General features: G+C 70.4%; 15 protein-coding genes and 2 pseudogenes (1 of these 17 running past the window's edge). 12 read left to right on the forward strand and 5 right to left on the reverse strand.

All coding sequences use genetic code 11. The features are described from left to right. The 3 genes from ACZ5RK_RS04695 to ACZ5RK_RS04705 form a co-directional block, all read left to right on the forward strand. Positions 1-3,794, forward strand: the 3' portion of a protein-coding gene (locus tag ACZ5RK_RS04695) for a glutamate synthase-related protein (RefSeq protein WP_464909858.1). 685 nt of this gene lie to the left of the window's left edge; only the last 3,794 of its 4,479 coding nucleotides appear in the window; the start codon falls outside the window, past its left edge; the stop codon is at positions 3,792-3,794. 33 nt (positions 3,795-3,827) lie between these two features. After that, positions 3,828-4,184, forward strand: coding sequence for an IS5 family transposase (locus ACZ5RK_RS04700; RefSeq protein ID WP_464909859.1), 357 nt, complete (start codon positions 3,828-3,830; stop codon positions 4,182-4,184). An 88-nt stretch (positions 4,185-4,272) separates the two neighbouring features. Beyond that, the gene (locus ACZ5RK_RS04705) at positions 4,273-4,740 is read left to right on the forward strand and encodes a transposase (RefSeq protein WP_464909860.1); all 468 of its coding nucleotides are present in this window, start codon (positions 4,273-4,275) and stop codon (positions 4,738-4,740) included. Positions 4,741-4,856: 116 nt separating this feature from the next. Here the strand turns inward: ACZ5RK_RS04705 and ACZ5RK_RS04710 are convergent, their stop codons facing one another. Together ACZ5RK_RS04710 and ACZ5RK_RS04715 are read right to left on the reverse strand one after the other, a co-directional pair. Then, positions 4,857-6,050 carry an MFS transporter gene (locus ACZ5RK_RS04710; protein WP_464909861.1) on the reverse strand — a complete coding sequence of 398 codons (1,194 nt, stop codon included), beginning with the start codon at positions 6,048-6,050 and terminating at the stop codon, positions 4,857-4,859. A gap of 43 nt (positions 6,051-6,093) precedes the next feature. Continuing rightward, entirely contained in the window at positions 6,094-7,806 is a 1,713-nt protein-coding gene (locus ACZ5RK_RS04715) for a hypothetical protein (protein WP_464909862.1), read from the reverse strand. Positions 7,807-7,831: 25 nt separating this feature from the next. Here ACZ5RK_RS04715 and ACZ5RK_RS04720 point away from each other — a divergent pair, with 25 nt between their 5' ends. The 8 genes and pseudogenes from ACZ5RK_RS04720 to ACZ5RK_RS04755 all read left to right on the forward strand — a co-directional run bounded on the left by ACZ5RK_RS04720 (position 7,832) and on the right by ACZ5RK_RS04755 (position 18,357). Next, positions 7,832-8,587 (forward strand): PP2C family protein-serine/threonine phosphatase, encoded by a 756-nt coding sequence (locus tag ACZ5RK_RS04720; protein ID WP_464909863.1) that lies wholly within the window; start codon positions 7,832-7,834, stop codon positions 8,585-8,587. Then, on the forward strand, positions 8,587-10,542 hold the full coding sequence (locus tag ACZ5RK_RS04725) for a protein kinase domain-containing protein (RefSeq protein WP_464909864.1): 1,956 nt from the start codon (positions 8,587-8,589) through the stop codon (positions 10,540-10,542). Before ACZ5RK_RS04720 ends, ACZ5RK_RS04725 begins: the two co-directional genes overlap by 1 nt. Then, positions 10,539-11,183, forward strand: coding sequence for a response regulator (locus ACZ5RK_RS04730; protein ID WP_054647082.1), 645 nt, complete (start codon positions 10,539-10,541; stop codon positions 11,181-11,183). Before ACZ5RK_RS04725 ends, ACZ5RK_RS04730 begins: the two co-directional genes overlap by 4 nt. Then, a pseudogene (locus ACZ5RK_RS04735) lies at positions 11,158-12,463 on the forward strand (sensor histidine kinase). Before ACZ5RK_RS04730 ends, ACZ5RK_RS04735 begins: the two are co-directional and overlap by 26 nt. A 24-nt stretch (positions 12,464-12,487) precedes the next feature. Then, the gene (locus ACZ5RK_RS04740) at positions 12,488-13,036 is read left to right on the forward strand and encodes a hypothetical protein (protein ID WP_464909865.1); all 549 of its coding nucleotides are present in this window, start codon (positions 12,488-12,490) and stop codon (positions 13,034-13,036) included. 46 nt (positions 13,037-13,082) lie between these two features. Next, the gene (locus ACZ5RK_RS04745) at positions 13,083-13,493 is read left to right on the forward strand and encodes a hypothetical protein (RefSeq protein WP_464909866.1); all 411 of its coding nucleotides are present in this window, start codon (positions 13,083-13,085) and stop codon (positions 13,491-13,493) included. 30 nt (positions 13,494-13,523) lie between these two features. Further along, positions 13,524-15,737 carry a PD-(D/E)XK nuclease family protein gene (locus ACZ5RK_RS04750; protein WP_464909867.1) on the forward strand — a complete coding sequence of 738 codons (2,214 nt, stop codon included), beginning with the start codon at positions 13,524-13,526 and terminating at the stop codon, positions 15,735-15,737. Then, positions 15,734-18,357 (forward strand): annotated as a pseudogene (locus ACZ5RK_RS04755) (UvrD-helicase domain-containing protein). Before ACZ5RK_RS04750 ends, ACZ5RK_RS04755 begins: the two are co-directional and overlap by 4 nt. On the opposite strand, the gene rpsI reads toward ACZ5RK_RS04755, so the two are convergent. Together rpsI and rplM are read right to left on the reverse strand one after the other, a co-directional pair. After that, positions 18,354-18,740: a 30S ribosomal protein S9 gene (rpsI, locus tag ACZ5RK_RS04760; protein ID WP_464909868.1), complete on the reverse strand. Its 387-nt coding sequence runs from the start codon at positions 18,738-18,740 to the stop codon at positions 18,354-18,356. The pseudogene ACZ5RK_RS04755 and the gene rpsI sit on opposite strands and share 4 nt — an antisense overlap. After that, a complete protein-coding gene (rplM, locus tag ACZ5RK_RS04765; protein WP_464909869.1) occupies positions 18,740-19,165 on the reverse strand; it encodes a 50S ribosomal protein L13 in 426 nt (141 codons plus the stop codon). Before rplM ends, rpsI begins: the two co-directional genes overlap by 1 nt. Positions 19,166-19,296: 131 nt before the next feature. Between rplM and ACZ5RK_RS04770 the strand changes: the two genes are divergently transcribed. Then, positions 19,297-20,949, forward strand: a complete 1,653-nt coding sequence (locus tag ACZ5RK_RS04770) for a CTP synthase (protein WP_464909870.1) — start codon at positions 19,297-19,299, stop codon at positions 20,947-20,949. Here ACZ5RK_RS04770 and ACZ5RK_RS04775 read toward each other — a convergent pair. Continuing rightward, positions 20,946-21,971 (reverse strand): DUF815 domain-containing protein, encoded by a 1,026-nt coding sequence (locus ACZ5RK_RS04775; protein ID WP_464909871.1) that lies wholly within the window; start codon positions 21,969-21,971, stop codon positions 20,946-20,948. The two genes, ACZ5RK_RS04770 and ACZ5RK_RS04775, sit on opposite strands and share 4 nt — an antisense overlap. Positions 21,972-21,974: the final 3 nt, after the last annotated feature.

Genomic DNA, 21,974 nt, shown 5'->3' on the forward strand with positions numbered 1-21,974 from the left:
CCTTCGGTCTCCTCGGCCACAACGGGGAGATCAACACCATTGAGAGGCTGAGGCGCGAGATGGACTACCTGGGCATCCCCCGCACCGGGGGCTCGGACTCCCAGGACCTAAACCGCATGCTGGAAGGGCTCATCTACCGCTTCGGCCTCTCCCTCCCCGAGGCCATGGACCTGGTCTTTCCCCCCATCCTGGGGGAGGTCAAGGGGCTCGCCCCGGAGTTGCAGGACCTCTACATGGCCCTGCGCCAGCGCTTCGGGCCCCTGGCCCAGGGACCCGCGGCCATTGTGAGCCGCCACCGGGACGAGGCGGTCTTCGCCACGGATGCCATGGGCCTGCGGCCCCTCTGGCAGTTTGAAACCCCTTACGAGCTGGTGTTTTCCTCGGAAAGGGGGGTGTTCAGCGCCGAGGAGTTCGTCTCCGACCCCAAGCCGCTGGCCCCGGGAGAGAAGGTCTACCTGCGCCTTACCCCGGAAGGCCCCAAGGTCCTGCCCTTTGACCGGCACCAGCGCCTGGTGCTGGAGCGGCTCTCCGCCCGCACCCCGGTGGAGGGTTACCGGGTGCACCTGGGGGGTCCCCTAAGGCAGGGGCCGCCCCCCTTGAGCGGGGGGAGCGGGGTGGAGGTGGAGGAGAAGCCCGCCCCGCCGCCCTTGGGGCTGGAACGGGCCTTTGGCTGGGACCGCTGGGACCAGGCCTACCTCGAGGCCCTGGCCAAGACCGGGAACGAGCCCATCGGCTCTTTGGGCTACGATGGCCCCCTGGCTGCCCTTAATCCGGAGAAACCCAACCTGGCCGAGTTCTTCAAGGAAACGGTGGCGGTGGTGACCAACCCCGCCATTGACCGGGAGCGGGAAATTGAGCACTTCTCCACCCGCATCCTCTTGGGCCGCCGCCCCTTGCCCGACGGCCGGGGTGGGGGAAGGGTGGAGGAGCTCCTTCTGCCCATCGTCTTGGAAGGGGACCGGGGCCTGGCGGAAAGCTTCGGCACCCTGACCCTCTCCGAGGTCCGGGCCCGGTTCAAGACCGCTACCCTGGTGCCCCAGTTCGCCGTGGAGGAGGGGCTTTTGGCCGGTCTCAAGCGCCTGGAGGAGGAGGCGGTGCGGGCCGTGGAGGAGGGGGCCGAGGTCCTCATCCTCTCCGACCGGGAGGCCTTCCAGGGAGGCGTTTGGATTGACATCGGGCTCGCCGTGGCGGCGGTGAACCGGGCTCTCCTCAAGCGGGATGCCGAGGGGGTGGCCCTGAGGCGCAGGACCTCCCTCCTGGTCCACTCGGGGGGCGTGAGGAACCTCCACGACGTGGCCTTCCTCCTGGGCCTCGGCGCCGAGGCCGTGGCCCCCTGGCTCATGGAGGAGAAGGCCCGGGCCCTGGAGGGGAGGAAGGGGGTGGCGGGTGTCCTCGAGGCCCTCCGCAAGGGCCTGGAGAAGGTCATCTCCACCATGGGCATCCACGAGCTCCGGGGCTACGGAAGGATCTTTAGCGCCATCGGCTTGAAGCCCGAGCTCGCCGAGTACTTCGGCACCCGGAACTTCCTGGGCTCGGAAAACGCCGGGTACGGCTTCCTGGAGCTAGAGCGGACCCTCTTGGAGCGCGAGGGTTTCCTCCGGGCGGAGAAAGTCCTCCCGGCCAAAGACTTCCGCTTCAACCCCCGCATCTACAAGGCCGCCCAGGAGGTGGCCACGGGCCAGGCCCCCTACGCCCACTTCCAGGAGAAGGTCCGCGCCCTCGAGCGGGAAAACCCCGTGGCCGCCCGGCAACTTCTGGAGGTACGCTTCCCCGAAAGGAGCGAGGTGGCCCCGGAGGAGGTGGACCTTTCCGTGGGGGCCCACTCCCTGCCCTTCGTCATCAGCGCCATGAGCTTCGGCTCCCAGGGGGAGGCCGCCTTTAGGGCCTACGTGGAGGCGGCCAAGCGCCTCAACATGCTCTGCGTCAACGGAGAAGGCGGGGAGATCCCTGACATGCTGGGGAAGTACACCCCTTGGCGGGGGCAGCAGGTGGCCTCAGGCCGCTTCGGGGTCCACGCCTACATGCTGAACTCCGCCAGCGTCATAGAGATCAAGATCGGCCAGGGGGCCAAGCCCGGGGAAGGGGGGCACCTGCCGGGCAAGAAAGTCTCGGCCAAGGTGGCGGCCGCCAGGAACGCCGTCCCCGGGGTGGACCTCATCAGCCCCTCCAACAACCACGACCTCTACTCCATTGAGGACCTGGCCCAGCTCATTGAGGAGCTGAAAACCGTGAACCCCAGGGCCTTGGTCTCGGTAAAGGTGCCGGTGATTCCCGGCATCGGCACCATCGCCGTGGGCATCGCCAAGGCGGGGGCCGACGTCATCACCCTCTCGGGGTTTGAAGGGGGCACGGGGGCGGCCAGGCTCCACGCCCTGAAGTACGCCGGCCTTCCCGTGGAGATCGGGGTGCGCCGGGCCCACCGGGCCCTGGTGCGGGCCGGGCTTCGCGACCGGGTGGAGATCTGGGCCGACGGCGGCCTGAAGACGGCCTACGACGTTTTGCGCATGGTCCTTTTGGGCGCGGACCGGGTGGGCATGGCCACCATGGCCATGGTGGCCATCGGTTGTACCATCTGCCGAGGGTGCCAGCTGGACACCTGCCACGTGGGCATCACCACCCAGATAGAGACGGTGGAGGAGGCCCTGGCCCACGGCCTCAAGCGCTTTGTTCCCCAGGACACGGAGCGGGCGGTGGAGCAGCTCACCCGTTTCTTTGAGGCCAAGGGGGAGGCCCTGCGGGAACTGGTGGCCGCCTTGGGGGCCCGCTCCCTTAGGGAGGTTCGGGGCCGGGTGGACCTTCTCTACCAGCGGGACCACCTGGAGGAGCTGGACCTCGGCTACTTCTTCCAGCCGGTGGAGGAGCCCGAGTGGCTCAAGGACACCTCGGCCCACGTGCTGCGGAAGCCCCTGAACCAGCTCACCCGCACCATCACCGAGGTGGTGATGGCGGCCTACCAGGAGGGGAGCAAGCGCCTCCTTTTCCAGGAAGGGCCGGTGGACTCCACCGACCGGGCCCTGGGGGCCCACCTCTCCGGGGAGATCGCTAGGAGGCGCCTCTACGGCAAGGGCTTTGACGCCCAGGTGGAGCTCCACCTGGATGCGGGGAGCGTGGCCGGGAACGGCCTCGCCGCCTTCAACGTGGAGGGGGTTAAGGTGGTGGTGGAGGGCGGGGCCCAGGACGGGGTGGCCAAGGGTGCCTTCGGCGGGACCGTGGCCGTCCTCAAGGGGCGGAACCCCTATGGGGCCTACATGGACGGCTCCGTGGGCAAGAGCTTCGCCTACGGGGCCATCGGAGGATTCCTGGCGGTGGAGGGCATGGCCGACAGCCGCTTCTGCATCCGCCTCTCCGGGGCGGACGTGGTGCTGGGTGGGGAGCCCGAGCGCCCCTTGAGGGACGACCTGGGCAACCTGGCCGCCCGGGCCCAGGCCAAGGGCTTCGCCTTTGAGTACATGACCCGGGGCCGGGCCCTGGTCCTGGGGGATCCCGGACCTTGGATCTGCTCGGGGATGACGGGGGGCCGGGTCTACCTGCGCCACTGGCCGGAGATGGGCCTCACCGAGGAGGCCATGAAGCGCCGCCTGGCCAAGGGGGCCAAGGTGGCGGTGAAGCCCCTGGACGCCCGGGGGGTGGAGGACGTGCGGGAACTTCTTTCGGCCTACATCGCCCTTCTTCGGGAGGCCAAGCGGGAGGAGAAGGCGAGGAGGCTGGAGGCACTCCTGGAGGACCCTGCGCGGCACTTCCGTATGGTGGAACCCGTGAGCCAGCAGGTGGAGCAGGGGGTGAGCACGGAGTAAGAGGCTGTCGTAAAAGGGTGCCACACTTGAGGGGTGGTTCTTCGCAGAGCCTACCCCAGCGACCTGAGGGATGAGGAATGGAGCATCCTGGAGCCCTTGATCCCGGCCCCCAAAGCCGGCGGTCGCCCCGCCAAGGTGCCGAGGAGGGAAATAGTCAACGCCATCCTTTACGTCCTGGAGAACGGCATCAAGTGGCGGGCTATGCCTCATGATTTGCCCCACTGGTCCACGGTCTACCACTACTTCCGCAAGTGGCAGAAGGAGGGCGTATGGGAGAAAGCCGTCCAGGCTCTGGCCCGCCAGGACCGGGAACGAGAGGGGAGAGAGGCCTCCCCCAGTGCCTTGGTCATGGGTCAGCCCGTGAGGGCTACCTTGCCAGTCAGTCTGTAGTCACGAGCGAAGCTCGTACCTTGCAGACCACGGAAAAAGGGGGCCCCGAGGGAACGACGGGGCGAAAGTCACGGGCGAAGCCCGTATCTTGAAGGTCAAGGGGAGAAAACGGCAGATCCTGACGGACACGGGGGGCCGGTTGCTGAAGGCCTTCGTGCACCCGGCCAACGAGCACGATAAGCGGGGTGGGGAGGCCCTGCTCCTGGGGATGGACCTCTCCCTCTGGCCCCGGGTGCGGAAGGTCTTTGTGGACTGGGGGTACCGGGGCCTTCGGGGGCTGGCTTCTTCCCTGGGGCTGGAGCTTGAGGTGGTGGCCCGTCCCCACGCGGGGGTGCGAGGGGTCTGGGTGCGGGAGGGGGAAGAGGCGCCGGAGCTTCCGCGGGAGAGGGGGTTCAAGCCCTTGCCCAAGCGGTGGGTGGTGGAGCAGACCTTTGCCTGGCTTGGGCGGGACCGGCGGTTGTCCAAGGACTACGAAGCTAACCCTGGGGTGAGCGAGGCCTGGGTGTACTTGGGCATGCTACGCTTGTTGGTGAAGCGGCTGGCCAGGGCCGCGTAGCTTCCGTGGAGGGGTTTTACGACAGCCTCTAAGTACCCCGCTCTGGCTTTCGCCAGAGCGGGGGCCCCAAAAGGGCTTTCCCGGGCCTTCGCGTGGCAGAACCAAGGCGTGGGCGCTTAGGCTTCCCTGGCCTTGGGGGCGGGGAGGCCCCCGGTGAGGAGGGTGTAGCCTGCGGCCAGGGCCACCATGGCCCCCGCCAGGAGGAAGACCCTGGGGGCCCCGAGGACCCCTTCCAGGGCCCCGCCCAGCATGGTGCCGATGAGAACGGCGGCGTTCATCACGGCGCTGAAGGCGGCGAAGATCCGCCCCCGCATCTCCTGGGGGGTGTTGAGCTGGAGGATGGAGCGGGCGGGCACGATGAAGGCCATGTTGAGGAAGCCGCTTACGAAGAAGGCGGCCAGCGTCCAGGCGAACACCGGAAAAAGCCCCACCGAGGCCTCAAAAACCCCGAAGAGGAGGAGGGCGAGGAGGAAGAGGCGCTCCCTGGGAATCCGCCTCAGGAGGTGGGGGAGGCTCACTCCCCCCAGGATGGCCCCCAGGGCCATGGCCGCCTCCATGAAACCGAACCCCGCCGACCCCACCCCGAGCCACTTGAGGGCCAGGACCACGCCCAAGGCCGTCTCCACCGAGCCGAAGGCCGCGGCGGCGAAGAGGGTGCCCACCGCACGCCGGATGGTGGGGTGGTGGAGGAGGTGGCCCAGGCCCTCCTTCACCCGCTCCAGGTACCCCGCCTTGGGGAGCCTTTGGGGCCTTAAGGAGGGGAGGCCCTGGAGGAGGAGGCCCGAGGCCAGGTAGGTGAGGGCGTCCAGGTAGAAGGCGAAGGCGGGGCCCACCGCCGCCACCAGGATCCCCGCCGCCCCCACGAAGAGCACTTCCGAGAGGCGGTCGGCCAGGAGGATGAGGCTGTTGGCCTCGTCCACCTCTTCCTCGGGCACCAGGTCGGGGACCACGGCGTTCTGGATGGGGTCGTGGAGGTCCCGAAGAAGCTCTATGAGGAAGACCAGGAGGAGGAGCGCGGGCAGGCTCTTGGCCCCGAGGAGGGGGATGAGGGCCACCAGGGGGGCCCTAAGGAGGTCGGACCAGACGAGAAGCCGCTTGCGGTCCTGGGTGTCGGCCCAGGCGGAGAGGAGGGGGGAGAAGACCACGGTGCCCAGAAGTTGCACCCCCAGGACCAAGGAGACCCAAAGGGCCTTCTCCGTGAGGAGGTAGACCAACACCAAAAGGGCCACCCGGTGGACCTTGCTCCCCGCCTGGGACACCAGGTAGGAAAGGATAAGCCGAGCGAAGGCTTGGTGTCTTAGGACCTTCATAAAATCCCCCTTGTGGGGGATTTTACCCAAAAGGTTTCCAACGTCAAGGGTTTTCCATCACCAGGTAGGCCACCCTGCGCCCCTCCCGGGCCAGCACCACGGTTCCCTCGGGCAGGCGGTAGAGGAGGAGGTCCTTGAGGCGCCGGGGCACCTCCCCCGCCTGGCCCACGTAGGCCACGTCCTCCCTGAGGCGGAGGGAAAGGACGCTGTGGCCCACCTTGAGGGCCTGGGGCTCAGGGGAGAGGGAGAGGAGGTGGACCTCGGCCCCCAGGGTCTCCCGGGTGGGGGGGCGGCGGCCCAGGTACTCCCGGAGGGCCTCGGCCAGGGCCCGGGCCTCCCCCTCCAGGTTCAGGGCCCGGCCCACCTCCAGAAGGAAGGGAAGGGGGTCGGCGGGCCCCAGGCGCCTTAAGGTGAGCTCCAGGCCCTTGCGGGCGAAGTCCAGGAGGGCCTCTTCCGGGGCCTGGCGGTACTTTTCCGCCAGGGCGGGGCCGAAGGCCTCGGGCTGAAACTCCCCCTTGAGCCTGGCGGAGAGGGCCCGGAGGAGGCGGAGGTGGGCGTAGTCCTTCTCCGGGGAGAGGAGGCGGGCCAGCACCCTGCCCTCCGAAAGGAGCTCGTAGAGCCGGGGGGCGCTCCGGGCCTCGAGGCGGAGGTGAAGGAGGGGACCCTCCCGCACCGCCCAGACCTCCAGGTCCTCCCAGGGGAGGACCAGGGTTTCCTCCAGGGGGTGGTCCTCCCCGGCCAGGCCCAGGTGCCACACGCCTTCCGCCTGGCTCAGGGTGAGGGAAAGGGGCCCGAGCTGGACCCGTCCGGGCCTTAGGGGCAGGGTGGCCAGGTTTTCCCGGACCTCCCCCGGGGGGGGCACCTCGGGCCAGGGGGTTTCCCCCTGGGGGGTGGGGAGGAGGTTGAGGAGGGCGAGCACCTTCTCCATGGCCACCCGGAAGCGGCGCCTCTCCTCCTCCAGGAGGAGCTCCCGCCGCCTCTCCTCCTGGGCCTCCCTCTTGAGGCGCTCCTCCAGGCGGGCGATCTCCTGGGGGCTGGCGCCAAGCCCTTTGGCCTCCTCCAGGGCCCGCCGCAGGGCCAGGAGGTCCCGCCTGGGAGGGAGGCCGTAGGCCCCGTCCCATTCCAAAAGGCGGTTGAGGAAGCGGCGCAGGTAGGTGCGGGTCTCCTCCGGGGGCAGGGGGAGGTCCTTGGGCAGGTGGAGGGCGGTTTCCAGGTACTCCACGAGGAGGGCCTTGGCCACCTTGGGGTCCTCCAGGTCCAGGAGGGTATCGGAAAGGGAGGGGATGGGGTGGCCCGGGGTGAAGCGGGAAAGGTTGAAGTCTCGCCGGAAGCCCTCGGTCTCCCGATAGGCCTGGTAGTTTTGCAAGAAGGCGTGGATGAGCCTGAGCTCCTCCCGTCTTCCCGAAAGGAACTCCTTGGCCTTGGCCTGGGCCTCCCGGAGGGCGTGGAGGCGCCAGACCTTGAGGGCCAGGTTCTTAAGGTCCAGGGGCCTTTCCTCGGGTTCCGGAGGGGCGGCTTCCTCCAGGAGGAGGGGAGGGAGGTCCGGGGGGGCCTCGAGGGGCCTCTGGCCCCTCAGGGCCCGGAAGCGGGCGTCCGCCTGGCGGAAGCGCTTGGCCAAGGGAGCGGGGAGCCGGCTTTGGGCGAGGAGGGAACGCAGCTCCAGCAGGGCCCGCTTGCCTCCCTTGGGGGTGCGGCCTTGGAGGAGGTCCTCCACCCGGTACTCGTAGAGGTCCACCAGATCGGCCAGGCGCTCCACCCTTTCATCCTATACAATGGGGCCGATGCGCCTTGCTCCCCGGTTCCAGGTGGCCGCCGTTTCCCACGTGGGGCGCCGCCGGAACAACGAGGACTTCCACCGGGTCCTCCGCCTCGAGGTTCCCCAGGGCAACCTCTTCCTCCTGGCGGTGGCCGACGGCATGGGGGGGATGGAGGCGGGGGAGTGGGCGAGCAAGGTGGCCATAGAGGCCCTCTCCGAGGCGGTGCGGGCCTACGCCGAGCACCTCAAGGGGGGCCGCCCGGCCGTGGGGCTTCCCCGGGTGATGGAAAAGGCCTTCGCCCTGGCGCAAAGACGGGTGGAGAAGGAGGCGGAAAAGCCGGGCCGGCGGGGGATGGGCACCACCCTCACCGCCTTCCTCTACGCCGACTGGCTGAAGGAGGGGGTGGTGGGGCACATCGGGGACTCCCGGGCCTACCTCCTGGGCAAGGGGGGGCTTCGCCGCCTCACCGAGGACCACTCCTGGGTGGCGGAGCGCCTCAAGGAGGGGGTGCTGACCCCCACCGAGGCGGAGCGCCACCCCTACCGCAACGTCCTCACCCGGGCCCTGGGCCTGCCCGAGGCCCGCTTTGACCTCCTCTCGGTGCGCCTCATGCCCGGGGAGGGGGTCCTCCTGGTGACCGACGGCCTCTACGGCCTGGTGCCCGAGGAGGAGTGGCGGCTGGACAAGGACCTGCAGGCGGGCCTCGAGGCCCTCCTCTCCGAGGCTTTGCGCCGGGGCGGGGACGACAACGTCACCGCCGTGGCCCTGAGGGTGGAGTGATGCCCCTGCTTTTGGCCTTCCTCCTGGTCCTTCTCACCGCGGCCCTGGCCGTGCGCCTCTCTCCCTGGCCCTTGGCCTTCCTCCTCGCCCTCCTTTCCGGGGCGGGGGTGGCCCTAGGGGTGAGGCCCGAGGCGGCCCTCCCCTGGCTTCTCCTGGCAGTGGGGGCCCTGGCGGCCCCCCGGGTGTACCTGGGGCCGAGGCGGAGGTTTCCCAGGCGGAGGCCTGCCCGGGAGAAAAACCCCACCCGCACCAAGACCACGGAGGAGGAGCAGGCCCTGGCCCAGCGCTACGAGGTCCTGGAGAAGGTGGGGATCGGGGGGATGGCCACCGTCTACAAGGCCAGGGACAAGAAGACGGGCCGCCTGGTGGCCCTAAAGGTGCCCCAAGAGCGCTTCGTGGGCGACCCCCGCTTCGTGCGCCGTTTCCACCGCGAGGCGGAGGTGCTGGCCAAGATGGACCACCCCAACATCGTCAAGGTCTACGACCACGGCCAGGTGGAGGGGGTCCACTTCATCGCCATGGAGTTCCTGGAAGGGGAGGGCCTGGACAAGCTCATTGAGGAAAAGCGCCTCAACCTCAGGCAGGCCGCCGCCATCCTCGCCCGGGTGGCGGACGCCCTCTCCCACATCCACGCCCAGGGTATCGTCCACCGGGACATCAAGCCGGGGAACATCATGGTCCTCAAGGGGGCCCTCCGGGAGGACGGGGTGGACCCCCGGGGGGTGCGCCTCATGGACTTCGGCATCGCCGCCGGGAAGGTCCTCACCCGCCTCACCATCACCGGGGCCCGCATCGGCACCCCCGTGTACATGAGCCCAGAGCAGGCCAAGGGGCAGAAGCTGGACCACCGCTCGGACATCTACTCCTTGGGCATCGTCCTCTACGAGGCCCTCACCGGCCAACCCCCCTTCACCGGGGGGTACGAGACCGTGATCCACCAGCAGATCTTCCAGATGCCCACCCCTCCCAAGCAGCTCCGGCCGGAGATTCCCCAGGCCCTCTCCGACCTGGTGCTGAAGATGCTGGAGAAGGACCCGGCCAAGCGGCCGGGCCTCGAGGAGGTCATCCGGGTCCTGGAAGGCCCCTGGGGCGAGGAGCGGGGCCTGCCCCACCCCCACTACCTCCTCCTGGGAGTGGAGGCCAAGAAGGGCACGGTGCGCCTCTTGGACCTGGAGGGCACCCCGGCCCGCCTCCTTTCCGGCATCGGCTCGGCCCCCGGCCACTTCCCCGCCCCTCCGCTGGCGGTGGCCGCCGACCCCGAGGGAGGGATCTGGGTCTCCGTCTTTGAGCACGGGGCCAAGATGCTCCACCGCTTTTCCCCCGAGGGGGCCCTGCTCCTTTCCACCGGTCCTTACGGGATGAAGCCCGGGGAGTTCCTCTTCCCCCTGGGCCTGGCCGTGGCCCATGGGGCCCTTTTCGTTCTGGACGGGGAGACGGCCACCATCACCCGCCTGGACCTCCAGGGCCGCTACCAGGCCCGCTTCGGCGGGCAGGGCCTGGGCCGGGGGAGCTTCCAAGACCCCAAGGCCCTGGTGGCCTCGGGGGAGTTCCTCTTCGTCCTGGACTACGGCAACCGCCAGGTGCAGCGCCTTTCCCTGGACGGGCGCTACCTTTCCCGCTACGCCTTCCGCCGCTCCAGGGAAAGCGAGGAGCTCAGGCTCCTGGGGGGCGTGGGGGCGGCGGGAGAGAGGCTTTACCTCTACGACGCCGAGGCGGGCAAGGTGCGGGAGCTGGACCTTTCCGGAACCCTCCTGGGGTCCTACGCCTTACCCCTTCTGGAGGGGGAGGACCGCATGAGCCTGGTGGAGCTCCTTCCCTTCGGGGGCATCCTCTACGCCGCCCGGCGGGGAAGTCCCCGGGTCCACCGCATTGACCTGGGGACCGGGGAGGCCCTTGCCCCCCTGGAGGCCTACGCCCCGGTGCGGGCCCTGGCCCTTTGGCGGAATCCAGCATGAGGGTTCTTCTGGTGGAGGACGACCCAGGGGTGCGGGAGGCCTTGGAGCTGGGCCTCTCCCTGGAGGGGCACGAGGTGCGGGCCGCGGCGGGCCCCGGGGCGGCCCTGGCCCTCCTTCCCTGGGCCGAGGCGGTGATCCTGGACATCCTCCTGCCCGAGGGGGACGGGTTTTCCCTCCTCAAGGAGATCCGCGCCCGCTCGGAGGTGCCGGTCCTCATCCTCACCGCCCTGGACCAGGTGGAGTGGCGGGTGAAGGGCCTTAGGGAGGGGGCGGACGACTACCTGGTGAAGCCCTATAGCCTCCAGGAGCTCCTCGCCCGCCTCGAGGCCCTGGCCCGCCGGGCCCGCCGCGAGGGAGAGGTCCTGGCCTACAAGGACCTCCGCCTCTACCCGAGGCGCATGGAGGCCTACCGTGGGGAAAGGCGCCTTCCCCTTTCCCCCAAGGCCTTCCTCCTCCTCAAGGCCTTCCTGGAAACCCCGGAGGAGGTGATCCCCAAGGAGGCCCTGATGCGGAAGGTCTGGGGGGAGGTGGTGGAGCCCGCCACCCTGGAGGTCCACCTCTCCGCCCTCCGGAAGGCCCTGGGGGAGCCCAGCCCCATCCAGACGGTGCGCGGCTATGGCTACCGCCTTTTCCTCCCTTAGGGGGAGGCTTCTCGCCCTACTCCTCCTCTCCCTGTGGCTCTTCCTCCTCCCCTTGGCCTGGCTTTCCGTCCGGGAGGCCGAGCGGGCGGCGGGCGAGGACCTTCAGCGGGCCCTCTTCACCCGGCTTTACCTCCTTAGAGAGGAAAGCTTCCCGGAAAGCGAGGCCCTCCTTCTGGAGCTCTTCCGCCTGGTCCAGCTCTTCGGGGGAGGGGTGGGGTTCGTGGTCCAGGGGGAGGAGGCCCGCTTCACCCAGGTGGAGGCCTGGCCCCTGCCCCAGGAGCTCTTCCAGGCCCTGAAGGAGGGGCGGCCCTACCAGGGGGTCTGGCGGGGAAGCCTCTACGTGGCCCTGCCCGGCAGGGGGTTTTCCTTCGGGGTGGCGGTGCCTTTGGAGGGGGTTTCCGCCTTGGGACGGAGGCTTTTCCTCCTTTACGCCACCTGGGGCGGGGGGCTTCTCCTCCTGGTCTTCCTCCTCGCCGCCTGGGGCTTCTCCCTGGCCCTGCGGCCTTTGGGGCGCCTGGAGAGGCTTTTAAAGGAGCGCTCCCCGGAGGACCTGAGCCCCCTCCCCGACCCTGGCCTCGCCGAGCTCCGCCCGGTGGTGGCTGCCCTCAACGCTCTTCTTTCCCGGGTGGCGGGGCTTCTGGCCGAGCTCTCCGAGAAGGAGGCCCTGGCCCGGCGCTTCGCCCGCCACGCCTCCCACGAGCTCCGGACCCCCCTCGCCGCCCTCAAGGGCTACCTGGAGGTCCTGAGGCGCAGGCCGGAGGCCAAGGCCCTGGAGGGGGCCCTGCGGGAGGCGGAGCGCCTGGAGCGGCGGCTTACCGGCCTTTTGCGCCTCTCCCGCCTTCGAGGCCACCCCCCTTTCCCCGAGGCCCCTGGACCTGCGGGCCTTCTTGCAGGAGAGGGGGGTGGAGGTGGAAGGGGAAGGGGAGGCCTTGGCCGACCCGGAGCTTCTGGCCCTGGCGGTGGAGAACATCCTGGAAAACGCCAGGCTGCACGGCGCCCCTCCCGTGCGGGCAAGGCTGGTGAGGGAGGGGGAGGGGGTGTGGCTCTGGCTTACCGATGCGGGGCCCGGCTTTCCCCAGGACCTCCTGCCCCGGGTCTTCAAGCCCTTCGTCCACGGGGGACGGGGGATGGGCCTGGGCCTGGCTCTGGTGGCGGCCGTGGCCCGGGCCCACGGGGGAAAGGCCCGGGCGGAGAACCGCCCGGGGGCGGCGGTGGGGCTTTTCCTGCCTTTAGGTTCCCTTAAGGTTTCCCCCGGTGCGCCCTTTGGGGAGGAGGGCTAGCCTGGACCTCGGGAGGTGATGGGCATGAAGCAGGCCGTGGTCGGCGTGCTGGCTTTGGTGGTGGGCCTCTCCCTGGCCCAGCAGGTGGACTACCGGGAAGTGGCCCGCTCGGCGGCGGCCCTGGCGCGCCTGCAGAGCGTGGCCCAGGGAGCCGCGGGGGAGGAAAAGCTCCTCGGGTGGGCCAAGGCGGTGAAGGCCCGGGCGGAGAAGAGCTACGAGGCCAAGGAGTACTTCAAGGCCCTGCGGGAGGCCCAGGCGGCCCTTCTCCTCTACCGGGCGGCCCGGGGGGAGCCCCAGGTCCGGGCCCGGGCACAGGCCCACATGGGCTTCCACCCCGGCTTTGGCCCCAGGGGCTGGCACGAAAAGGGCGTGGACCCTTCGGCCCGCCTGCGGGCCCGGGCCCAGGCCGCTTCCCAGCGGGCGGAGAAGGAGCTCGCCTACTACCGGGGCCAGGACCCCTTGGCCAAGGACCTGGTGGCCGAGGCCAAGAACCGGCTGGAGAAGGAGCCCGGCCGGGCCTGGATGCTGGCCCAGGCGGCCTTGGCCCTGATCTCGGCGGAGCGGGGCTTCTGACGCCACCCCATCCCGGCGCAGCCGGGATGGGGGCTCCAAAAAGCCTATGCGCTGGCCTATGCTCCTCCTCGTCCTCCTGGGGATGGCCCTGGGGGAGGAGGAGCCCAGGCCTTTTCCGGGGGAGGCCGTGCTCCTCCGCTGCGGTGAGGTGGTGCGGGGCCTCGAGGTCCTGGCCCTCTACCGGGAGGGGAGGGCCACCCTGGTCCTCCTGGGGCGGGAAACCCCCCTTCTCCTCTTGGCCCTGGAGGGGGAGAGGCCCTACCCCCACCTGGGCCCTCCCCGGGGCAGGCGCCTTCCCAAGCGGTCCCTTCCCTTCCTGAAGGAGCTCTCCCTGGCCCGGCGGGTGGTGGCGCTTTCGGGGGAGTACCGTTGCTTCGTCCTCCACCGGGGGCGGGTGGTGGGGGTGTTGCGCCTGGGGGAGGACCTCCATCCCCTGCCCCTACCCCAGGCCCCTTGAGGGGCCCGCCCGGGGTACAATGCCCCTCATATGAAGCCCGGGCTCTATCCCCTATGGGGTCCCCCGGCCTCGGGGAAGACCCGGCTGGCCCTGGTCCACGCCCTGGAGGCCCTCCGGGAGCGGGGGCGGGTGTGGTGGGTGGGCCTGCCCCACCAGCGCTTTTACGTTCTGGAGCGCTTCGGCAGAGAGGGGGCCTTTTTGGGCCTGGAGTACCTTTCCCTCCAGGCCCTTTACTACCGGGTGCTGGCCGAGGCGGGGCGCCTTGGACCCCTCCTGCCGGGGGCGGGGCGGGTGGCCCTGGTGGCCGAGGCCTTGCGGGCCCTATACGGGCCCGGGGTGGCCCCCGGGGAGGCCCGGCTTTTCGCCCGGGCCATCGCCGAGCTCAAGCGTTTCGGCCTCTCCCCCTTCGCCCTGCCCAAGGAGGGGGAGGCGGGGAGGCTGAGGCGGGTCTACCTGGCGTATGAGCGCCTGAAGTGGGGAAGCCTGGACTACGACGACTTCCGCCGCCTGGCCCTGAAGGTTCCCCTCCGCCTTTTCCCGAGGCCCCGCCTGGTGGTGGTGGACGGCTTCCGGGAGGTGGGGCCTTTGGACCTGGCCTTTCTCCGGCGCCTGGCCCGGGAGGTGCCCGTGCTCCTTACCCTCGAGGTCCTGCCCCAGGGCCTAGACCCCTGGGAGACCCTCCCCCCCAGGCCGGTGCGCAAGGAGGTGTGGCGCCTGGCCAACCCCGTGGAGGAGGCCCGCCACCTCCTTAGGGCCCTGAAGCGGGCCCTGGCCCCCCGGGAACAGGGAGGGGAGGGCCTGGCCCCGGAGGAGGTGCTGGTGGTGGCCCCGGAGGAGCGCATCGGGGGGCTCCTTCTCCTCAAGGAGGAGTACGGCCTCCCCCTGGAGGACGGCCGGGAGCGGGCCCTGGCGGAGACCGAGGAGGGGGAGAGGGTCCTGGCCCTCCTGAGCCCCTTTCCCACGGGGCGGGACCTCCTGGCCCTGGGGTTTGCCGCCCTGGGGCGGCGGGCCTTGCGCCTGGGGTTGGCGGGGGAGGAGGCCCTCGAGGCCTTGGCCGAGAGGGAAGGCCTCCTGCCGGAGTGGGAGGCCTTCCGGGCCCTGCGCACCCCGGGGCCGGACCCCTTGGCCTGGGCGGAGGAGGCCTTGGAAAGGGTGGGGGTTTCCGCCAAGGAGCCCTTCCTTTCCCGGCTCCGCCTGGCCCTCCGGGTGGACGGGGGAAACCCCCTCTCCTGGTGGCGGAGCCTCCTCCTGGACGAGGCCCTGCCCCCGGAGGGGGGAAGGGGCGTTCCCGTCCTTCCCCCCTTGCGGGCCACGGGGGTGCGGGCCAGGAGGGCCTACGTGCTGGACTGGGTGGCGGGGCGGTACACCCTGGGGGAGGGGGAGGACTACTTCCTCCTGGAGGAGCTCCGGGAGCGGGGGCTCTTGGAGAAGCTTCCCCGGCGCCTGAGGGGCCTGGACCCCCTCTTCTTGGAGGAGATGGCCACCCGGGGGGAGGAGGTCTTCCTCCTCTACCCGGAGGCCGGGCCCTCCGGCCTGTACCCCCCCGTGGAGGCGGGGAGAAGGCCCAGCCCCCTGCCCCCGGGAAGCCGCCTCGAGGCCCTGCCCCACACCCCCTTCCGCCCCCCCTGGCCCTCGGGCGGGGGAGGGCCTCCTTCCGTGGAAACCCTGAGGCGCCTTTTGGAATGCCCTTTCCGGACGTACATGGAGCGTTTCCCCCTGCGGGAGGCGGAGGAGGATGGGTACTGGTCCCTGCTGGCCCGGGAAGGGGAAGGGCTTCGGGACCGCCCGGAGGTGGGGCCCTGGCTTGAGCGGCACCGGGCGCACCTGGAGGGGATGCGGTTCTTCGTCGTCTGGGAGCGGGCAGGCTACCGCCTGCGCCTGGACGGGGTGCGGCGGGAGGGGAAGGCCTTGCACCTCTACCGCCTTCTCCCGGCCGGGGCCGAGCCCGAGTGGGACGCGCGGAAGCGCTGGACCGAGTGGAAGGCCCTGGAGGAACTCCTGGAGGGCAGCTTCAAGCCAAGGGTGGAGGAGGTCTACCTCTGGGCCTGGCCCTGGCTGGGGGAGCCCGTTCCTTATCGCAAACGCCCTTTCCGCCGGGGGGAGAGGCCTAGGCCCTTGGAGGCCATCAGGCCAAGGCTGGAGGAGGCCCTGGCCTTGTGGCAAGAGGGCCCTTTCCCCCTCAGGCCCGGGAGCCACTGCCATCCCTGTCCCTACAAGGACGTCTGCCGGAAGGAGGAGCTGTGAGGCTTTACGTGGCCTCGGCGGGCACGGGCAAAACCCACACCTTGGTGGAAGAACTCTTGGCCCTGCTGGAAAGGGGTGTGCCCCTGCGGCGCATTGCCGCCGTCACCTTCACCCGCAAGGCGGCGGAGGAGCTGAGGGCCCGGGCCAAGGAGGGGGTGGAGCGTCTTCTGGCGAAGGCCCCGGGGGCCCCTTGGGCCGAGGAGGCGGGGCGGGAGGTGCACGGGGCGGTGTTCACCACCATCCACGGCTTCCTGGCGGAGGCCCTCCGCCACGCGGCCCCCATGCTTTCCCTGGACCCGGACTTCGCCCTTTTGGACGAGCTCGTGGCCGAGGCCCTTTTCCTGGAGGAGGCGAGGAGCCTCCTCTACCTCCTGGGCCTTGCCCCGGACCCTTGGCTGGAGGTCCTCCACGCCCTCTACCGGAAGCGCCCCCTGGCCGAGGGGTTCACCCCCCTCCCGGGGGCGGAGGAGGCGGTGGGGCTTTTCCAGAAGGTCCTGGAGAGGTACCGCCGCCGCACCCGGGAAGCCCTGGGTCCGGGGGACCTGGAAGCCTGGGCCCTCCGCCTCCTGGACCACCCCGGGGCCCTGGGGCGGGTGGTGGAGCGTTTCCCCCACGTCCTCGTGGACGAGTACCAGGACCTGAACCCCCTGCAGGGCCGCTTCTTCCAGGCCCTGGAGGGGGCGGGGGCGGAGGTGGTGGCCGTGGGGGACCCCAAGCAGTCCATCTACCTCTTCCGCAACGCCCGGGTGGAGGTCTTCCGCGAGGCCATGGGGCGGGCAGAGGAGGTCCGCCCCCTGGGCCGCACCTTCCGCCACGCCCGGGAGGTGGCCCGCTTCCTCAACCGCTTCGTGGCCCTCTTCCCCGAGGAGGAGCGGGTCTTGGTGGCGCCCGAGCGCCTCGAGGAGGGGCGGGTGGAGGTCCACTGGGTGGTGGGGGAGGGGGATTTGGAGGGGAAGCGCAGGCGGGAGGCCGCCCTTCTGGCGGAGCGCCTTCTCGCCCTGGAGAAGGAGGGCTTCGCCTTTTCCCAGATGGCCGTCTTGGTGCGAAGCCGCACCAGCCTCCCCCACCTGGAGGCCGCCCTGCGCGCCCGGGGGGTGCCTTACGGGCTTAGGCGGGGACGGAGCTTCTTCAACCGCCCCGAGGTGCGGGACCTCTACCACGCCCTGCGCCTGGCCCTTCTGGAGGGGCCCTTGGGTCCGGAGGAGCGCCTCTCCCTCCTGGCCTTTCTGCGGGGGCCCTGGGTGGGGCTGGACCTGGCCCAGGTGGAGGAGGCCCTGCGGGCGCAAGACCCCCTTCCCCTCCTGCCCGAGGCCGTGCGGGAGCGGCTTTCCTGGCTGAAGGGGCTGGCCGGGGCCAGGCCCCTGGAGGCCCTGAAGGCCCTGGCCCGGGAGGAGGGCTTCCTGAGGAGGCTTTCCCCCAGGGCCCGGGCCAACCTGGACGCCCTGCTCCTCCTGGCGGCCATGGAGCGCTTCCCCGACCTCGAGGCCCTCCTGGAGTGGCTAAGGGTCCGGGCCCAGGACCCCGAGGCCAGCGAGCTCCCCGAGGGGGGGAGGGGGTAAGCCTCCTCACGGTGCACGCTGCCAAGGGGCTGGAGTGGCCCGTGGTGGCGGTCTTTGACCTGGCCCGGGAGGACCCCCCCTTCCGGGACCCCGTGGCGGTGGGCCCGGAGGGCCAGGTGGCCCTCCGGGGGACGGAGGCCTTCCCCCGGGTGCGCAAGGCCTGGGCCCAGGCCGAGGAGGAAGAGAGCCTCCGTCTCCTCTACGTGGCCCTTTCCCGGGCTAAGGACGTGCTTTTGGTGACGGGAAGCGCCTCGGGCCGCCCGGGGCCCTGGGCCAGGGCCTTCGGGCGCCTCGGCCTGGGGCCGGACGCCGAGGACCCCTGGGTCCATCGGCATCCCCTGGGGGAGGCGCCCCTTCCCGTCCCCCTCCCTTCTTCCCCCCTCCCTCCGGAGCCCGCCCCCTACGCCGCCCTGGCCTTCCCCGCCCGCCCCTTCCCCCGGGTCTACTCCCCCAGCGCCCACCGCAGGGCCGAGGAGCCCCTTCCCCTGCCTGAGGCCCTGGAGGGGGAAAGGGCCCCGGAGTTCGCCCGGGCCCTGGGCACCCTGGTCCACTACGCCATCGCCCGCCACCTGGACCCCGAGGACGAGGAGGCCATGGCCGCCCTCCTCCTCCAGGAGGTGGCCTTCCCCTTCGCCCCGGAGGAGCGGGGGGCGCTTTTGCGGGAGGCCCGCCTGCTCCTCCGCCACTACCGGGCCATGCTGGGGGGCCCCCTTCCCCCCTTGGAGGCCCGGGAGGAGGACCACGCCGAGCTTCCCCTGGTCCTGCCCCTGGGGGGAACGGTCTGGTACGGGGTCCTGGACCGCCTGTACCGGGTGGGGGAGACCTGGTACCTGGAGGACTACAAGACCGACCGGGAGGTGCGCCCGGAGGCCTACCGCTTGCAGCTCGCCCTCTACCGGGAGGCGGTGCGGCAGGCCTGGGGGCTCCAGGCCGAGGCCCGGCTGGTCTACCTCCGCCCCCGGGAGGTCCACCCCTTCTCCCCCGAGGAGCTCAGGGCGGCCTTGGCGGAGGTGGCAAACCCCCCCGGGGAGGCCCCGGGGGGTGAGGAAGGCCAGGCCTAGCGCTTGGAGTACTGGGGGGCGCGGCGGGCCTTGTGCTTGCCGTACTTCTTGCGCTCCACCATGCGGGCGTCCCGGGTGAGGAAGCCCAAGGGCTTGAGCTTCGCCCGGTAGTCGGGGTTGTACTGGAGAAGGGCCCGGGCCACCCCCAGCTTGATGGCGTCCACCTGGCCGCTCTTCCCGCCCCCCCTCACGGTGATGTAGGCGTCAAAGCGGCCCAGGGCGTCCACCGCCCTAAGAGGCTCCAGGGCCGCCACCGCCCGCACCAGCCCCTGGAAGTACTCCTGGAAGTCCTGGCCGTTCACGGTGACCTTACCGCTTCCCGGCCTCAGGAAGACCCGGGCCACCGCCTCCTTCCGCCGTCCGGTGCCGTAGTACTGCTCCATCACTTGACCTCCAGCTTCTCGGGCTTCTGGGCCTGGTGGGGGTGGGTGGGCCCGGCGTAGACCTTGAGCCGCTTGAAGAGCCTCCGGCCCAAGGGCCCCTTGGGGAGCATGCCCTTCACCGCGTGCTCCAGCACCCGCTCGGGGTGGGTGGCTAGCATCTTCTCCGCGGGGATCTCCTTAAGGCCCCCGGGGTAGCCGCTGTAGCGGGTGTAGACCTTCTGCTTGAGCTTTTTGCCGGTGAGGCGGATCTTCTCGGCGTTCACCACCACCACGAAATCCCCCATGGCCATGTTGGGGGTCCAGTCGGGGCGGTGCTTGCCCCGAAGGAGGGTGGCGATCCTGGTGGCGAGCCGCCCCAGGGTCTTGCCCTCGGCGTCAATCAAAACCCAGCGGGGTTCCGCTTCTTTAGGCACGTACGTCTTCACCAGGGCCCTCCTTATGGCTTGGGCGAAAAGGCTCCGCTCTTGACGGGGGATCGGGGGACCCCGCAAGAACGCCAAAGGTAACTTTACCACATCCCTAGGGCCTATGGGTAGATGTGGTAGGCTAAAGACCCGTGAGCGGGGTTTCCCAGCACCCAGCCAAGCCCAGAAAGTACATCTTCGTCACCGGGGGGGTGGTTTCCAGCCTGGGGAAGGGGATCCTCACCTCTTCCTTGGGGGCGCTCCTCCGGGCCCGGGGTTACCGGGTGACGGCCATCAAGATTGACCCTTACGTCAACGTGGATGCGGGCACCATGCGCCCCTACGAGCACGGGGAGGTCTTCGTCACCGCCGACGGGGCCGAGACCGATCTGGACATCGGCCACTACGAGCGCTTCCTGGACATGGACCTCTCCCGGGGCAACAACCTCACCACCGGCCAGGTCTACCTCTCGGTGATCCAGAAGGAGCGCCGGGGAGAGTACCTCTCCCAGACCGTCCAGGTCATCCCCCACATCACCGACGAGATCAAGGAGAGGATCCGCAAGGTGGCCGAGGAGCAGAAGGCGGAGATCGCCGTGGTGGAGGTGGGGGGCACGGTGGGGGACATAGAGAGCCTGCCCTTTTTGGAGGCCATCCGCCAGTTCCGCTTTGACGAGGGGGAGGGGAATACCCTCTACCTGCACCTGACCCTGGTCCCCTACCTGGAGACCAGCGAGGAGTTCAAGACCAAGCCCACCCAGCACTCCGTGGCCACCTTAAGGGGCGTGGGCATCCAGCCCGACATCGTGGTCCTCCGCTCCGCCAAGCCCGTGCCCGAGGAGGTGCGCAGGAAGGTGGCCCTGTTTACCAACGTGCGCCCCGGGCACGTCTTTTCCAGCCCCAACGTGGAGCACCTCTACGAGGTGCCCCTCCTCCTGGAGGAGCAGGGCCTGGGCCGGGCGGTGGAGAGGGCCTTGGGGCTCGAGCCCGTCTTCCCCAACCTCGCCTTCTGGCAGGAGGCGGTGCGGGTCCTGAAGCGGCCGGAGCGCGCCGTGCGCATCGCCATCGCCGGGAAGTACGTGAAGATGCCGGACGCCTACCTTTCCCTCCTCGAGGCCCTCAAGCACGCCGGCATCAAGAACCGGGCCCGGGTGGAGGTGAAATGGGTGGACGCCGAGGCCCTGGAGGGGGCGGACCTGGACGAGGCCTTCGCCGATGTTTCCGGGATCCTGGTCCCCGGGGGCTTCGGCGTGCGGGGGATCGAGGGCAAGGTGCGGGCGGCCCAGTACGCTCGGGAGAGGAAGATCCCTTACCTGGGCATCTGCTTGGGCCTGCAGATCGCCGTCATTGAGTTCGCCCGCAACGTGGCCGGGCTCAAGGGGGCCAACTCCACGGAGTTTGACCCCTACACCCCTCACCCGGTCATTGACCTCATGCCCGAGCAGCTGGAGGTGGAGGGCCTCGGGGGCACCATGCGCCTGGGGGACTGGCCCATGCGCATCAAGGAGGGCACCCTTCTTCACCGCCTCTACGGCCGGGAAGAGGCCCTGGAGCGCCACCGCCACCGCTACGAGGTGAACCCCCTCTACGTGGACGGGCTGGAGCGGGCGGGCCTCGTGGTCTCCGCCACCACCCCGGGGATGCGGGGCCGGGGGGCGGGGCTGGTGGAGGCCATTGAGCTTAAGGACCACCCCTTCTTCCTGGGCCTCCAGAGCCACCCCGAGTTCAAGAGCCGTCCCATGCGCCCCTCCCCGCCCTTCGCGGGCTTCGTGGAGGCGGCGCTCAGGCATCAGGGAGGGGCTTAGAGCAGCGTCCTCGCGAACTGCCTCGCCACCCGGCCGGAGAAGCCCTTCTCTAGGGCGAAGCGAAGGGCCTTTTGCGCCTCCTCTTCCGTGAGGGGCCGGCCCAGGTGGTGGGCCACCGCCTTCAGGTAGAGGGCCTTGTCAAAGGGGGGGAAGGTGAGCACCAGGCCGAAGCGCTCCGCCAAGGCCAGCTCCTCCTGGAGGGCGTCCCAGGCATGGGGGGCCTCCCCGGGGAGGGGGTTTTCCCCCAGGCGGCGCACCAGGTGGCGGCGGTTGGAGGTGGCGAGGAGGAGGACGTTTTCCGGGGGCCCCTCGAGGCTCCCCTCCAGGAGGGCCTTGAGGTGGTGGAAGGCCTCGTCCTCGGGGTCTAGGGAGAGGTCGTCCAGGAAGAGGAAGAAGCGGTGGGGAAGGAGGGAGAGCTTCTCCAGGAGGGCTTCCAGGCGGGGAAGGGCTTGGGGCTCCACCTCCACCATGCGGGCTTCCGGAAGGTGGAGGAGGCCCTTGGCGGCGGTGCTTTTCCCCGTGCCCCGGGCCCCGTAGAGGAGGGTGTGGAGGGCAGGCTTGCCGGAGAGAAAGCGCCGGGCGTTCTCCCGCAGGGCCTCCCGCTGGGTCTCGTAGCCCAGGAGCTCCTCCTCCCGGGGAAGGCGGGGGTGGGGGAGGGGGTGGAGCTCCCCGTCAAAGCGGAAGGCCCGGTAGAGGGCAAAGGGCCAGGGGCCGTGGGCCTGAAGGACGGCCACCAGGGCCTCCGGGTCGCGGGCGAGGAGGGCCTCTAGGGCCCCTTCCTCCGCCGGGTGGGGCGGGCGGGTGCCCAGGCTTCCTAAGGGCTTCTCCTCCCGCAGGCGGTGGAGCTCGGTGAAGAGGGCCTCGAGGTCCAGACGCACCAGGTCCAGAAGCCCAGGGGTGGGCCTCAGGGCCCGCCAGGCCCAGGGGGCCTTGAGGAGGGCCTGGGCCAGGGCGTAACCCCAGGGCTCGCCCTGGGGGAGGTCCAGGGAGAGGAGGTCCAGGGGCCGTTTGGGCAGCTCCATGGG

This window comes from Thermus kawarayensis JCM 12314 (genome assembly GCF_055393575.1).

Coding starts and splice junctions, on each gene's coding strand:
- ACZ5RK_RS04710 (WP_464909861.1), bottom strand. CDS start 6,050: ATGAAGGTCCTAAGACACCAAGCCTTCGCTCGGCTTATCCTTTCCTAC.
- ACZ5RK_RS04720 (WP_464909863.1), top strand. CDS start 7,832: ATGCGCCTTGCTCCCCGGTTCCAGGTGGCCGCCGTTTCCCACGTGGGG.
- ACZ5RK_RS04725 (WP_464909864.1), top strand. CDS start 8,587: ATGCCCCTGCTTTTGGCCTTCCTCCTGGTCCTTCTCACCGCGGCCCTG.
- ACZ5RK_RS04730 (WP_054647082.1), top strand. CDS start 10,539: ATGAGGGTTCTTCTGGTGGAGGACGACCCAGGGGTGCGGGAGGCCTTG.
- ACZ5RK_RS04740 (WP_464909865.1), top strand. CDS start 12,488: ATGAAGCAGGCCGTGGTCGGCGTGCTGGCTTTGGTGGTGGGCCTCTCC.
- ACZ5RK_RS04745 (WP_464909866.1), top strand. CDS start 13,083: ATGCGCTGGCCTATGCTCCTCCTCGTCCTCCTGGGGATGGCCCTGGGG.
- ACZ5RK_RS04750 (WP_464909867.1), top strand. CDS start 13,524: ATGAAGCCCGGGCTCTATCCCCTATGGGGTCCCCCGGCCTCGGGGAAG.
- rpsI (WP_464909868.1), bottom strand. CDS start 18,740: ATGGAGCAGTACTACGGCACCGGACGGCGGAAGGAGGCGGTGGCCCGG.
- ACZ5RK_RS04775 (WP_464909871.1), bottom strand. CDS start 21,971: ATGGAGCTGCCCAAACGGCCCCTGGACCTCCTCTCCCTGGACCTCCCC.